The sequence below is a fragment of the Saccharopolyspora sp. MMCC62 genome (assembly GCF_057736575.1).
In genome coordinates this window covers 317,024-331,219 of sequence record NZ_JBYKCM010000006.1, presented here as the reverse complement: position 1 = coordinate 331,219, position 14,196 = coordinate 317,024, and the positions used below count along the sequence as shown (strand labels likewise).

Annotated in this window: 13 protein-coding genes; 4 read left to right on the top strand and 9 right to left on the bottom strand. The window is 70.5% G+C overall.

Features of this window, described 5'->3' with window-relative positions; genetic code table 11:
• Window positions 1–41: 41 nt before the first annotated feature.
• Genes AC29IT_RS16990 through AC29IT_RS16960 form a run of 7 tightly spaced genes read right to left on the bottom strand, consistent with a single transcriptional unit; the run spans window position 42 to window position 7,366 of the window.
• Entirely contained in the window at window positions 42–1,073 is a 1,032-nt protein-coding gene (locus tag AC29IT_RS16990; RefSeq protein WP_488219369.1) for a methyltransferase, read from the bottom strand.
• A gap of 1 nt (window position 1,074) precedes the next feature.
• Window positions 1,075–2,184, bottom strand: coding sequence for an acyl-CoA dehydrogenase family protein (locus tag AC29IT_RS16985; RefSeq protein WP_488219368.1), 1,110 nt, complete (start codon window positions 2,182–2,184; stop codon window positions 1,075–1,077).
• A 20-nt stretch (window positions 2,185–2,204) separates the two neighbouring features.
• Window positions 2,205–4,088, bottom strand: a complete 1,884-nt coding sequence (locus AC29IT_RS16980; RefSeq protein WP_488219367.1) for a flavin-containing monooxygenase — start codon at window positions 4,086–4,088, stop codon at window positions 2,205–2,207.
• 35 nt (window positions 4,089–4,123) lie between these two features.
• Window positions 4,124–4,597 (bottom strand): flavin reductase family protein, encoded by a 474-nt coding sequence (locus AC29IT_RS16975; protein ID WP_488219366.1) that lies wholly within the window; start codon window positions 4,595–4,597, stop codon window positions 4,124–4,126.
• 14 nt (window positions 4,598–4,611) lie between these two features.
• Window positions 4,612–4,860: an acyl carrier protein gene (locus AC29IT_RS16970; protein WP_358443006.1), complete on the bottom strand. Its 249-nt coding sequence runs from the start codon at window positions 4,858–4,860 to the stop codon at window positions 4,612–4,614.
• 2 nt (window positions 4,861–4,862) lie between these two features.
• On the bottom strand, window positions 4,863–6,098 hold the full coding sequence (locus tag AC29IT_RS16965) for a ketosynthase chain-length factor (RefSeq protein ID WP_488219365.1): 1,236 nt from the start codon (window positions 6,096–6,098) through the stop codon (window positions 4,863–4,865).
• Window positions 6,099–6,103: 5 nt separating this feature from the next.
• Complete coding sequence (locus AC29IT_RS16960) at window positions 6,104–7,366, bottom strand: beta-ketoacyl-[acyl-carrier-protein] synthase family protein (protein WP_488219364.1); 1,263 nt, start codon at window positions 7,364–7,366, stop codon at window positions 6,104–6,106.
• Window positions 7,367–7,631: 265 nt separating this feature from the next.
• Here AC29IT_RS16960 and AC29IT_RS16955 point away from each other — a divergent pair, with 265 nt between their 5' ends.
• Window positions 7,632–8,774 (top strand): acyl-CoA dehydrogenase family protein, encoded by a 1,143-nt coding sequence (locus AC29IT_RS16955; protein WP_488219363.1) that lies wholly within the window; start codon window positions 7,632–7,634, stop codon window positions 8,772–8,774.
• A 2-nt stretch (window positions 8,775–8,776) separates the two neighbouring features.
• Entirely contained in the window at window positions 8,777–9,187 is a 411-nt protein-coding gene (locus AC29IT_RS16950; protein WP_488219362.1) for a lipocalin-like domain-containing protein, read from the top strand.
• A gap of 315 nt (window positions 9,188–9,502) precedes the next feature.
• Here the strand turns inward: AC29IT_RS16950 and AC29IT_RS16945 are convergent, their stop codons facing one another.
• Window positions 9,503–10,081, bottom strand: a complete 579-nt coding sequence (locus AC29IT_RS16945; protein ID WP_488219361.1) for a flavodoxin family protein — start codon at window positions 10,079–10,081, stop codon at window positions 9,503–9,505.
• 450 nt (window positions 10,082–10,531) lie between these two features.
• Here AC29IT_RS16945 and AC29IT_RS16940 point away from each other — a divergent pair, with 450 nt between their 5' ends.
• Window positions 10,532–11,326: an AfsR/SARP family transcriptional regulator gene (locus AC29IT_RS16940; protein WP_488219360.1), complete on the top strand. Its 795-nt coding sequence runs from the start codon at window positions 10,532–10,534 to the stop codon at window positions 11,324–11,326.
• Window positions 11,327–11,358: 32 nt separating this feature from the next.
• On the opposite strand, the gene AC29IT_RS16935 is transcribed toward AC29IT_RS16940, so the two are convergent.
• On the bottom strand, window positions 11,359–12,105 hold the full coding sequence (locus AC29IT_RS16935; protein WP_488219359.1) for a cyclase family protein: 747 nt from the start codon (window positions 12,103–12,105) through the stop codon (window positions 11,359–11,361).
• 444 nt (window positions 12,106–12,549) lie between these two features.
• On the opposite strand from AC29IT_RS16935, the gene AC29IT_RS16930 reads away from it, so the two are divergent.
• Window positions 12,550–14,142 carry an FAD-binding oxidoreductase gene (locus AC29IT_RS16930; protein WP_488219358.1) on the top strand — a complete coding sequence of 531 codons (1,593 nt, stop codon included), beginning with the start codon at window positions 12,550–12,552 and terminating at the stop codon, window positions 14,140–14,142.
• Window positions 14,143–14,196: the final 54 nt, after the last annotated feature.

Below are 14,196 nucleotides of genomic sequence, written 5' to 3'. Positions count from 1 at the left end.
CTCCTCGCCTTTCGGATCATTGGAAGCCCGTGCGGTGGCCGTCATTCCTTGATCCCGACGACGATCGAATCCGGCCCGATCAGGTGCTGCGACCAAGATCGACTGAAACCGGCCGCACGCAGCCATTCCTGGCATTCCGCCGTGGTGTACCCGAATCCCCCATCGGTTACCGCCATCATGTTCAGGCTCATCATCAACGCGAACACGTTCTCCGACCGGCCGTCGTCGATCATCGAATCGTACAGGATCACCGCACCACCGGGCCGGAGCGCGCGCCAGGACTTCTCCAGCAGCAATCGCTTCCCCGCGAGGTCCCAATTGTGCAGCACGTGCCCCATCGTGATCACGTCCGCGGACGGGAATTCGTCCTGGAAGAAGTCACCGCCGACGAATCTCAGCCGTTCGGAGAGACCGGCCTCCGCCACGTAGTCGTCGAACACCGGCCGCACCGCGGGCAGGTCGAAACCGATCCCGTCCAGGTGCGGGTTCGCCAGCAGGATCTGCACCGCCATGTCGCCCTGCGCCGTGCCCAGGTCTGCCACCGTGCGATAGCCGCTCCAGTCGAAGCGAGCGGCGAGCTGGCGGTTCGCGGCGTGGCTGACGCCGGTCATCGACGCCAGGAACTGCGCGAGGCGTTCCGGGTCCGCGTACAACGCCCCGAAGGTGTCCGCGCCGGGCTGCTCGGTCTTCGACTCGTCCTGCGCGCGACCGGTGCGCAGCGCATCCGCGAGACCACCCCAGATGCCGTACAACCTGGAGTTCGCCATCTCCAGCAGGCCGCCCATCTCCCGGTACGCGGGTTTGGCCCGGTCCAGGTAAGCGTCCGCATCCGGCGCGTTGCGGTAGCGGCCGTCCGAACGTTCCAGGAACCCCATCGCGACGAGCGCGTCGAAGAAGTCCCGCGCGCCCCGCTGGTCGACGCCCAACCGCGTCCGCAACTCCTCGCCGTCGGCCGGTCCGCGCGCGAGCTCGGTGAAGACCCCGAGCTCGACGGCGGCCAGCAGAGTTCTCGACTCCTGGAAACCCATGCCCACCCGCATGATGCGGTGCGGCGACGGTGCGGAAACGTTCATCTCACTCCCTCGTTCCTGCGGAATCCAGATCCGCTCGGTCACCTGCCAGCGAACGCACGTAGTTCTGCGCCGCCGGTTCGAACTGAAGCGCCCGGTGCGTGGCCACCGAGTTGACGTCGCGCCAGAGGCGCTGCAACGGAGCGCCGGCGAGCTGGCCGCCGGTGCCCGCCGCCAGGAACATCCGATTCACCGCGCCCGTCAGCACTTCGATCGCGAACGCGCTGTCCCGGGAATTGCGCGCGACCTCGGCCGCGGTGAGCGAGCCGGTGTCGGCGACCGCTGCGGCACGCCGCAACAACAGCTCGACGGAGTCGATCTCGGCGGCCGAGCGGGCGAGCGCGGCATCGCGACCCGTCTGCGATCCGGCAGCGCCGCGGCCCGAGTGCCGTTCGGTGAGTGCGCGCAGCGCCCCGCGCGCGGCTCCGAGGGCGGGCGCGACGAACGTCAACCCGTTCACCGCGCCCAGCGGCACCGGGCCGCTGAACAGCTCGGCGAGGTCGCGCATCCGCGACGCGGGAACCGCCACGTCCGCCAGCACCGCCGTGTGGCTGCCGGTGGCGCACATCCCGGCGCTCTGCCAGGTCCGCTCGACCCGGAGGTGAGCGGCCGGGACCGCCACCAGCTTCAGCTCCGGTTCACCGCCCGGGCCCTCCAGCGCGGCGCACAGCACCGCCCAGTCCGCGAACTCGACGGCGCTGAGGTACGGCCACCGCCCGGAGACCCGCACTCCGTCCCCGTCCGCGGCGGCCTTCCCGCACGGGATGGTGGAAGCCACCACCACGGCGTCGGGACCCGTCGCCCACACCTCGTGCCGCACCTCCTGGGGAAAGGGTTCGAGGAACCGCGTCGTGGCGGCGAACAGCGAAGCGCACCAGGCCGAGGCGGCGCACTCCGCGCCGATCAGCGCGACCGCGTCGAGCAGTTCGCCGAACCCGCCGCCACGGCCGCCGAACTCGGTCGGAACGCAATGCCGCATGAAGCCGGCCTCGGCCATCCCCGTGATCACATCCGCGTCGATCCCGCAGGCGATCTCCATCCCCGCGGCACGTTCGGCGACCAGTTCCGCGACCGCCCGCGAACGTTCCGGCAGTGTTCGGGCGACTTCTCGCATGACACCTCTCCTCCGGTGCTTCACAGGAATTCGTAATCGCTCGGATCGGCCCGGCGGGTGAGCCGCCAGTATTCGAGCGCGGAGAACGGCCAATTCGTCGCGGACCGGCCGTTCTCGTTGTACCAGCCACCGACCGCGGAGAATCCCCAGGCGCGCTCCCGGTTTCCCGCATCCACTCGATCGTTGAACCGATCATGCACCTCGCGCCGCACCCGCATCGACCGCTTCCCATCCGTGAGCAGCAACCGGATGGCGTCGATGATGTGCGCGGCCGCACATTCGGAGAAGTACACGATGCTGCCGCCCTGGCCGACGAGGTTCGTGTTCGGCCCGTACATGCAGAACAGGTTGGGGAATTCGGGCATCGCGATGCCGAGGTAGGCGCGGGCATCGCGGGCGGGCATTTCAGCACCGCCCCGCCCGAGGACCCGCATCGGGGCGAGGAAGCCGGATGCCTGGAACCCCGTCGCGTAGACGATCAGATCCAGGTCGTGCCGGCGCCCGCCCGCGACGATCCCGCGCGGCTCGACCCGTTCGACCGGATCGGTCACCAGCCGCACGTCGTCCCGCCGCAGCGCGGTCAGCCAGCGGCCGTCGTCGCGCAGCACCCGCTTCGCTCCGACCGGATAGCGCGGCACCACCGCGTCGAGCAGTTCCGGTTCCCCGGCCAGCTGGTCCCGCAAGTACTGCGACAAGGAGGCGCGCAGCCGTTCGTTGGGACCGGACACCGCGCGTTCGGTCGGCGGGTGGTCCGGGTCGACCACCCAGCCTTCCAGGATTCCCCGCAGCCCTGGGGCGAACAGCCAGAACCGGTACCACCGCGCGTAGTACGGCAGGTTCTCGAACAGCCACCGGGCACCGTCCCGGATCGGGCTGCGGTAGTTCGGCGTCGGTCGCAACCACGGCGGGTTCCGCTGGAACACCGCGACCTCCGCCGCGGTGCCCGCGATCTCCGGCACGATCTGGAACGCGCTCGCACCGGTACCGACCACGCCGACCCGCTTGCCGGCGACGTCGATGCCCTGTTCCCAGCGGGCGGAGTGCACGCTGGTGCCCGCGAAGCCGTCCCGCCCAGGAATGTCCGGCACGTGGGGTCGGTTGAGCTGCCCGACCGCGCTGATCACCGCGTGGTGCCGCGCCGTTCCGCCTTCGCGCAGTTGCACTCGCCACTCGTGTTCGGCTTCGTCCCAGCGCAACTCGGTGACCTCGGTGCCGAACCGGATCCGCCCGGCCACGCCGGTGCTCGCGGCGAACTCGCGCAGGTAGTCCTGCACCACCTCGCGGCGGCAGAAGTGCTCCGGCCAGTCCGAGCGGGGCGCGAACGAATAGTTGTAGAGGTGGCTCGCCACGTCGGTGCGGCAGCCCGGGTAGGTGTTGTGCGCCCACGTCCCGCCGAGCTCGGTCGCGCTCTCGTAGATCACGAACGGGATGTCCGCCTGAGCCAGCCGGTAGCCGGCCAGCAGGCCGCTGAACCCGGCGCCGATCACGGCGACGTGGAATTCCCGCTCCGGTGCGAGCCGCGGCGCGGTCCAGTCCGGAGACCGCGGATCGGCGCCCGGCGCGATGATCTCCTCGGCCAGCAGCGGCAGCAGTTCGTCGACGTCGCCACCCAGCGCCCAGCCCGCGATCTCCCGCAGCAGCGGGAAATCCGGTGGGTCGGGCCAACGCCAGCCGCCCTCCGACCGCAGCCGGGTGAGCTGGTCGAACGCCACCTCCCGAGCCGCCTCCTGCTGCGCCGCGGACAGGCCGCCCTGTTCGGAGAACAGCCAGCCCGGCGCGAGCGCCGCGGGCTCCAGCACGGACGGATCGCCGGTGAGGTGCGCGAGCGTCATCATCAACGCGGGGACGTCGGCCTCCGCCAGGTGCGCGGACAGCTCCTCGTCGGAAACGGGTGGGCCGGACAACGTGCCGTCACCTCCAGGTCCAGGATTCGGGCGGGTCATATCGTGCGCAGCGCGGAGAAACCACGGTCGTAGTAGACGACCGGCACACCGTCGTGCAGGAGTTCGTGACCGACCACGGCTCCGACGAGGATCAGGTGGTCCCCCGCGTCGTGGCTGCGCTCCAACCGGCATTCGACCGCCGCCAGTGCACCGTCGAGCACCACTCCCCCGTGTTCGGAACGCACGAAGCCGCCCGCGGCGAACTTCCGCGCCCCGCTGGTGGCGAACCTCCGCGCCACCTCGACGTGCTGGTCGCGCAACACGCTCACCGCGAAGTCGCGGGTGCGGGCGAACACCGGGAAGGACTTCGCGGATTTCGCCACGCACACCAGCACCAGCGGTGGTTCCAGCGAGACCGGGCAGAACGAGCTCACCGTCATCCCGTGGGGCTGCCCGGTCTCGTCGCGCGTGGTGAGGATCGCGACGCCGCTGGCATAGCGGGCGAGCACGTCCTTGAGTTCGTCGGACATCCACGCGTCCTCGGTCAGCTCGACGCGGGTGCGCGGTTGACCGCGTCCAGCAGGTCGTCGGGAGTTCGCAGTCCCGCGACGTCGTCGTCGCTGAGCCGCACCCCGTACTCGGCGGCGATGCGCGCCGCGGTCTCCATCAGGGCCAACGAGTCGTACCCGAGCTCGTCGAAGCCCCGGCCCCGCATGTCGCCGGAGAGTTCCCCGTCGTTCTCGCCCGCGCACTCGGCCAGCACTCGGCGCAGGTCGTCGATGGTCATCCGCATGATCAGCTCCTTGGTAGGTCGGACGGTCGGCCGGGTGCCGCGCGCACCACGACGGCGGCGTTGAAACCCCACTTGCCCCTGGCGAGCACGAGGGCGGTCCGGATCGGCCCGTGCCTCGGTTCGCCGCGGACCAGGTCGATGGCGTAGTCGGCGGGCGGCTGCACGGCGGTCGCGGTCGGCGGCACCACGCCTTCCGCGATGGACATCAAGGCGGTGGCCACGTCGACCGGGCCCGCACCGGAGTACAGCCGTCCGATCAACGCCTTCGGCGCGGTCACCGGAACTTCGAACGGTCCGAACAGTTCGGCGATGGCGGCGGCCTCCGCGCGGTCCAGCTCCGGTGTCCCGGCCGCGTCGGCGAAGACGACGTCGACCTGCTCGGGTTCCACGCCGGCGTCCGCGAGCGCCAGCTCCGCTGCCCGCCGCAACCCTGGCGGGCGCGGCACTCCGGGCGGCGGGTCGAAGGTGCACCCGTGCCCGGCGATCTCGCCGTAGATCCGCGGCGCGCCGCGGCGCAGCGCGGTCTCGGCGGATTCGAAGACGAGCACAGCCCCGCCCTCTCCCGGCACGCAACCGTTCGCCGTAGCGCTGAACGGCGCGTAGGCGTGCTCCGGGGATGTCGAGGGCGACAGCCGCCCGCCCGCGATCTGGGAAGCCCAGCCCCACGGATCGAACGCCGAATCGACCCCGCCGGTGAGCACCAGTGGCGTGCCGCGCAGGACCGCGCGCCGCGCGTGCCCGATCGCGTCGAGGCCACCGGCCTGTTCGGCGACCACCGCGCTGCCCGGACCGCGCAGTCCGTGCCGGATCGAGATCTGGCCGGTGTTCACCGCGTAGAACCAGGCGAACGACTCGTAGACGCTCACCGCGGCAGGACCGTCCGACCACAGCTTCTTGAACTCCCGGTGGGTGAACTCGAAGCCGCCCGCCGCGTTGGCGGTGATCACGCCCATCTCGTAGTCGGCGTAGTCGTCCCGTGCCAGCTCGGCGCCGCCCAACGCCCAGTCCGCGGCGACCAGCGCGTAGCGGGTGGAGACGTCGGTCTGCGGCAGCAGTCGCCCCGGCAGGTGTTCGGCCGGATCGAACTCGTCGATCTGCCCCGCCAGCCGTATCGGGTAACCGGACGTGTCGAACCTGGTGAGCTCGCCGATCCCGGTCCGCCCGTTCAACGTCGCGCGCCAATGCTCTTCCAACCCGATCCCGTTCGGCGCGAGCAGGCCGATGCCGGTGACGTACACCCCGTTCACCTCGCGGCCCCCGGCCTGCGCAGCAGCATCGCGCTCTGGAACCCGCCGAACCCGCTGCCCACGGTCAGCACCTCGCGCAGCCGCACTTCCCTGGGCAGCAGCGGAACGTAGTCGAGGTCGCAGTCCGGATCCGGGTCGTACAGGTTCGCCGTCGGCGGGATGATGTCGCGCTCGATCGCCAGCGCGCACGCCGCGATCTCGATGGACCCGATGGCGCCGAGCGAGTGGCCGACCATCGACTTGATGGAACTGATCGGCACCTTCCGCGCGTGCTCCCCGAGGCTGCGCTTGTAGGCGGCGGTTTCGTGCCGGTCGTTCTGCTTCGTGCCGGAACCGTGCGCGTTCACGTAGCCGATGTCCTCCGGAGCGATGCGGGCCTCGTCCATCGCGACCCGGATCGCCTCCGCCATCTCCCGCCCGTCGCTCTTGAGCCCGGTCATGTGGAATGCGTTGCACCGCGCGGCATAACCGGAGATCTCGGCGTACACATGGGCACCGCGGCGCTCGGCGTGGTCGAAGTCCTCCAGCACGAACATGGCCGCGCCTTCGGCGAGCACGAACCCGTTGCGGGAGCCGTCGAAGGGCCGGGAGGCGCCTTCCGGTTCGTCGTTGCGCGGGGTGGTCGCCTTGATCGCGTCGAAGCAGGCGACGACGATCGGGGTGATCGGAGCGTCGGCCGCTCCGGCGAGCACCACGTCGGCGTCGCCCTCGCGGATCACCCGGGCGCCGTGACCGACGGCGTCGATACCGGAGGTGCAGCCGTTGGACAGCATGGTCACCGGTCCCTCCGCTGCGACGGTCCACGCCACCTCGGCCGGCAGCACGCTCGGTACCAGGTAGTCGAACATGTGCGGGCTCACGCTCATCGGATCGACCAGCCAGTTCCGCCCGCCGTCGGAGAGCACCAGGTACTCCTGCTCCAGGCTGGTCGCCGCAGCGACCGCGCTGCCCACCGACACCCCGACGCGGCCGGGATCGACGTCGCCCGGCACGAAACCGCCGTCGGCGGCGGCTTCCCGCGCGCACACCACCGCCAGCTGCGTGGCCCGGTCCATCCGGCGCACCTCACGCGGCGACAATCCTTCCGCCACCGGGTCGAACCCGGTTTCGGCCGCCACTTGAGACCGGAAGGGCGCCGGGTCGAACAGGCTGATCCGCCGGGTCGCGGTCCGGCCCGCGGTCAGCAGTTCCCAGAACTTCGTCACTCCCGTTCCGCCGGGAGCGCGGATGCCGATGCCGGTGATCGCGACCCGTCTCACCGGACACCGCCCGGCATCCGCCGGAACTCTGCGTGGCTCATCCGGAGGGCTCCTCTCCGATGTGGGAACGGGCGCTGCGGCCCGGTGCGGCAGGCGCCGCTGGGACGTGTCGAGCGTCGGCTCGCCGGTTCGAGGCTCGCTCGAACTCCGCTCGCGGCGGAGCCGTTCCAGCGACGGTCGAGCGAACTTCGAACCGGTGCGGCGATCGTGGCCGCCCGGCCCGCCCGGCCGGGCGGCTGTTTCGACGAGTGGGGAGCGAAACCGGATGGAGCACACGCGCACCGCCTTCATCACCGCCGCACAGCAGGTCGGTGCGGCCGCCGCGGCGGCCGCGCCGCGTGCCGAGCGGGACCGGCGGCTGGATCCCGAGGTCGTGCGCGGGCTGGTCGCAGCCGGCTTCGCCCGGCACTTCGTCCCGGCGTCCTGCGGCGGCGATGAGGGCACGTTCCTGGAGCTGAACCGGGCGGTCGCAGCCGTCGGCTCGGGCTGCACCGCCACCGCCTGGTGCGCGTCGCTGACCTCGCACGTCGGCCGGATGGCCGCGCACCTCCCGGCAGCGGGCAGGCACGAACTCTGGGCGGACGGCCCGGACGCGTTCCTGGTCGCCGCGCTCACTCCGGGCGGCCGCGCCGAGCCGGTGGCCGGCGGCTACCGGTTGTCCGGACGGTGGCCGTTCATCAGCGCGATCGACTACGCGGACTGGGCGTTGCTGGCGGCGCTGGTCGACGAGGACGGCGGCGAGCACCCCCGGGTGTTCGCGGTACCGCGCGCCGCACTGCGGATCGAGGACACCTGGCACAACGTCGGGATGGCCGCGACCGGCAGCCACACCGTCGTCGTCGCGGAAGCGCTGATCCCCGCGGCGCGCACCGTCACCAGAGCGGATCTGTTCGCCGGGCGAGCGGATTCGAACGCGCCGTGCCACCGGATACCGATGCAGGCGACGACGATGATGTTCGCGACACCGGTGCTGGGCGCTGCCCAGGGCGCGCTGGCGGCGTGGCTCCAGCACGTCACGCCGAAGATCCGCGCAGCGGCCGAGAACCCGGTGGCACCGCTGCCGGGAATGCCGTCGTTCCACCGCGTCGGCTACGACGTGGAGCTGGCCGAGTGCACGGCCCGCACGGACGCGGCCGAACTGCTGCTGGAGCGCGCCGCTTCGACCGCGGACCTCGGGCCGGAGATCACCGAGTTGCAGACGATGCGCAGCTGGCGGGACTGCGCGGTGGCGACCGCGGACCTGGTTCGCGTGGTGGACGGGCTGTTCCAGCGGTGCGGCACGTCCGGACAGTCCACCGCCCACCCGGTGCAGCGGTTCTGGCGGGACGTGAACTCGGTGGCGAGCCACCAGGGATTGCGGACCGAGGCCGCCGCGACCGCGTACTCCTATCGGCTGCTGGGGATCTGACCGTGGCCGCGATCGATCCACGCGACCTGATCGGCACGTGGTCGCTGGAGTCGTTCCACGTCGTGGGTTCCGACGGCGCGCCGGCCGACGGGCCGCTCGGCCCGGAACCGCGCGGATTACTGATCTACGGCGCGGACCGGCACGTCTCGGTGAGCATGATGTCCACCGCTGAACCCGTTGCCGCGCAAGGTGATCCGCGCACCCGCTTCATGGGCTACGCGGGCAGGTGGTGGCTGGCAGGGCTCCAGGTGCACCACTGGATCGCGGTCGGCTCGCACCGCTACCTGATCGGCAGCACCCAGGTGCGGGAGCTGTCGTTCGCGGGGGAACTGCTGGTGTTGTCCGGTTCGGCCGCCGACGCCGGCGGCCCTGCCGGGCGCGGCGTGCTGCACTGGCGGCCGGCTGCAGGCTGACGCACGTGCGGCGGGCCGTCACCGGTGATCCCGGCGAGGGCCCGCCGCACGACGCCGCCGAGGAGTCCTCGCGGACGGCTCTTGTTCAGTGCCTCGTCAGCGGCCGGAGCCGCTGAGCAGCGACCAGCTCATCGCCGGCAGGTCCTCAGCCACTTCCTCGCGAGGCCGGCATCTTCCCTCATCCCGGAGCCGCTCGGAAAAGTGCCGGCACACCCGGACAGGGTCGCCGCGAGGTACCCGCCGAGTTACCGCTGCGCGCCCCGCCCGCAGGCCGTTCCGAACGGACGCCGCAACCGGATTCCGCATCCCGAGGCGTCACGCCGCCTGTTCGGCGCGCTTGAGCAACAGGGTGTGCTCGGCGACGCGCTGGCCCAAGTGTGCCCCGGTCAGCAGGTCGGCCTTGTTCATCAGCTCCGGGCCGTCGTTCGCAGGGCACCGGCCCATCGCACCGAGCCAGCCGCCGAGCCGGTTCAGGTCGCTGTCGTCCGAACCGGGCAGCAGGTCCAGGTTCACCCAGTGCATGCCGTGCTGCGCCGCGAGGACCGTGAAGTAGTGCAGAGTGTGCAGCTTGTCCCCGCTCATCCCGCTGGACACGGTGAATCCGGCGGCGACCTTGTCCTTCCACGCCTGCCCGTACCAACGGCCGCTGCTGTCGTGGGCGAAGGCGTGGAACGCGGGACTCGCCGAACCCATGTAGGTCGGTGAGCCGAACACGATCGCGTCCGCGCCGTCCAGCCGAGCCCAGTCCTGCTCGCTCAGCGCGTCCAGCGGCAGCAGCTCGACACCGGCCCCTGGCACGGAGGCGGCACCGTCCCGGACCGCCTCGGCCATCCTGGCCGTGTGCCCGTATCCGCTGTGGAAAGCGATGACGACGGAAACGGAAATGTCGGACATGAATATTCCTTCCGGATGCACTATCGAGTCACGACCGCCGGCGGATGCGCCGACAACCGATTTCAACCCCCATGACCAGTTTCACGACATCACCGCACACCCGGCACTAACCGTTCGAACAATTTCCACTACCCGAAGGAGGAGCGAATCGCCGCAGTTACCGAACCGACTTCACCCGGACACAGCAAAACGACCACATTGTGCCGTGATGTTAATCACAGTCACTTTGGTGGCAGGCGATCTTCATGTCCGGATACTCTCCGTTAAGTCGATACCTGGGGCACTAACCTCGACGGACCACTTCATCATGCACGACGTCCACGGTAACCGTTAGACCCGAATCGACGGCAGGGAGCCACGAGCAGCCCTGCCTCTCACCGCGCCGAAACTCCCGACGATGCGGGAATCCGACGCGCACAGCACCGGGGGAGCACGACCGCTGGGGGAAAAATGGAGTTCAACCTGCTCGGACGATTCGAGATGGTGGCTGATGACGGGCGTTCCTACCTTCTGACCCGATCCAAGATAAGCCAGTTGCTCGGGGTGCTGCTGGCGCACAACGGCGAGACGGTCAGCACCGACACGCTGATAGCCGAGATCTGGGGGGAAAAGGTCCCGCGAAGCGCGCTGACCACGTTGCAAACCTACGTCTACCACGCGCGCAAGATGTTCACGAGCATGGGAATCGATTCGAACCTGCTCATCACCAGGCCGTGCGGATACACCATCCAAGCCGCCCCGGACGCGATCGATCTCAACCGGTTCGAACTGCACGTGCAGCAGGCCAGGAAAGCGCTGGAGGACGCTCGTCCGGACCAGGCCTTGGAATTCGTCGAGCAGGCGTTCCGGCTCTGGCGCGGTCCGATGCTGGCCGGAATGATGACCGGTGCCGTGCTGGATGCGGCGATCACCTACCTCGACGAGTTGCGGTTCTCCGCGACCGAATTGCACATCGAGGCCGGGCAGCGGCTCGGGAGGCACCAGGAGCTCGTCCCGCAACTGCGCATGCTCGTCGCGCAGAACCCGTTGAACGAAAGCCTGCACGCGCAACTCATCAAAGCGCTGCACAAGTGCGGCCGGCGCGCGGAGGCGCTGCAGAGCTACCGCAGGCTGTGGCAGGTCCTCGACACCGAGCTCGGCGTCGAACCCGCGCCCGAACTCCAACGACTGCAGCACGAACTGCTCGACCTCGGCGCCGCGCGCCGAGGTGCGCGGCGCGGCGGCACCCCGGTGTCCCCGCAATGAGGCCCGGCGTGCCACGGATGCGCCGCGCACGCTCACCCGAGCAAGGCGACGACCCGCGTCCAGCCCGCGCCGGCGCCCGCGATCGCGACTGGGAAGCAGGCCACCGAAAAGCCGGTCGGGGCGGGCAGCTCGCCCAGGTCGGCGAGCTTCTCCAACTGCGCGTACTCGTGCTCGCGGCCGTACAGGTGCGCGGGCCAGAGCCAGCCGTTGTCCCCGGTGCGGCGGTAATCGGCGATCATCGAGCGCATCGGCCGGTCCACACCCCACGCGTCGATGCCGATCACCCGGACACCGCGCTCCACCAGGTAAGCGGTCGCGGCGCCGGTGAGACCGGGGTACTCGGTCAGGTACTCCGGTGTACCCCACAGGGCGTCCGCGCCGGTCCACAGCAACACGATGTCACCGGCTTGGAGCCGATGACCGCACGCCGACAGCGCTTCGCGGACCTGCTCGACGGTGATCCCGTCGCCTGGGGGGACGTGCCGCAGGTCGAGGCGCACGCCCGGCCCGAAGCACCACTCCAGCGGGACCTGGTCGATGCTCTTCGCCGGTGCACCGCCGCTGACCGGCCCGTAGTGCAGCGGGGCGTCCATGTGCGTTCCGGTGTGCGTGGTCAGGGTGACGGTCTCGTTGGAGATCGCGAGCCCGTCCGGGAAGTCGCTCGCGGCGAGTCCGAGCACCGCGGCCGCGTCCGCGTGCCCGAGAGGTTCGATCCGCACCGGGGTGGCTTCGCTAGGGCAGTTCCGCGTGCGGACGCTGAGATCGACGAGTCTGGTCATCCGGGCAACCTCCTGGCCGGGGCGGGGTGCGCGCTGCAACGGGGACCGGCCGAGCGCCGAGCGCGGCACCGGGGAGCGTGGTTCCGCCATGGCGGGTCCGCTCGTCCGTTGTTCTGCGCGGGCAGTGTCCGGTAGCACGTTCGCAGATCGCTCGAGAACCGCACGGGAGCCGCGGCGGCGCAGCGCGGTTCACCGTGGCGCGACCGGGTGCGGCACCCGAGCCCGGCGCGTTCGGCTCCGCCCGGCCCGAGGACCGTCCGGTGCCGCGGTCGGACCGCGCACCGGACTCCGGAACGGCGCGGGAACACGCGCCGCTCCGCGAGGAACCGAGACCATCCACTTCGGACACTTCGGCGGTGGCTCCGGATCCGGGGACTCGGTTGCTCATGACGTGCGGCGCACTTCGCCGCGCATGTCCAGTGGTCCGCGACGCGGACCTGAAAGATGGAGGGGTTCACCATGGTCTTCCTGGGGGAAGAAGCCGATCGCCGCTCGGCCGACGGCGGTCGTCCGCCGCACCGGGCGGGATTCGGCCCGACGACGGTCGGTCCGGACGACCCGCGGTACGCGGAACTCGTCGTCGGGTTCAACCGGCGCTGGCACGCACGGCCGGATTCGGTGCGACTGGTCGGCAGCACCGAGCAGGTCGAGGACGCGGTGCGCGAAGCGGTGCGCACCGGCAAGCGCCTTTCAGTGCGCAGCGGGGGGCACTCCTACGCCGACTTCGTCTACAACGCGGAGACAGAGCTGATCATCGACCTGTCGTTGATGCGGGAGATCGGCTACGACCCGCGACGGCGGGCGTTCGCCGTGCAGAGCGGGGCTCAGCTCGGTGAGATCTACGAGGTCTTGTTCCGCGGCTGGGGTGTGACGCTGCCCGGCGGGGTGTGCCCGACGGTGGGCATCGCCGGGCACGCCACCGGTGGCGGGCACGGGTTGCTGTCCCGGCAGCACGGGTACGTGTGCGACCAGATCGAAGCGGTGGAAGTCGTCGTGACCGACGGGTGCACGGTGCGCACGGTCGTCGCTTCGCGCTCGGACTCCGGCGCGCTCGGCGATCTGTGGTGGGCGTGCACCGGTGGTGGCGGCGGGAGCTTCGGCATCATCACCAAGTTCTGGTTCCGCAAGCCGGACGCCACCGGCTCCGATCCGGGAGAACAGCTGCCCCGGCCGCCGCGCGAAGTGCTGATCAGCACCGTGTTCGCCGGGTGGGATCAGCTCGACCGGACCGGGTTCGCGAACCTGCTGCGCAACCAGTGCCAGTGGTACGTCGACCACAGCGAACCGGGTGATCCCGGCGAGGCGTTGTGCGGTCTGCTGTTCGCGCAGCACGTCTCCAGCGGGGCCATCGGCATGCTCACGCAGGTCGACGCGACGGTCCCGAACGCGGACGAGCTGCTGGACGAGTACCTCTCGGCGGTCACCGCGGGAACCGGCATCGAGGGCCCGTTCCCGCGACGCCGGCTGCCTTGGATGGCCTCCACCGAAACCCTCGACACCAGCAACCCGACCGTCATGACGAACGCGACGCTGCGCGGCTCGACCAAGCACGCCTTCCTGCGCAAGCCGTTCACCGACGAGCAGCTCGACGTGATCTACGAGTCGCTGACGCGCCCGGACTACGCCAACGCGACGCCGGGCAGCTCGATGTTGCAGCTCGGGGCGATGGCGGGCGGCCGGATGAACGAGCCCGCGCCCGGTGACACCGCCCTGGTGCAACGCCGTTCCGCGTTGGTCGCGATCTTCGAGAGCTTCTGGGTCGACGAGGCGCAGGACGACCGGCATCTGGGCTGGGTGCGCGAGTTCTACCACCGGACGTTCGCCGCGACCGGCGGGTATCCGGTACCGGGCGAACGCTACGAGGGCTGCAACATCAACGCGCCCGATCCGGACGTGCTCGACCCGGCGTTCAACCGCACCGGGCTGCCTTGGCACTCGTTCTACTTCGGCGGGAATTACCCGCGGTTGCAGCGGATCAAGGCGCGCTGGGACCCGGCCGACGTGTTCCGGCACTCCATGTCGGTGCGCACCTGCTGAGGGTCCCGCCGCGGCGCTCCGCGGCCGGCGAGGCACACCGGTGGGGTCCGGGCC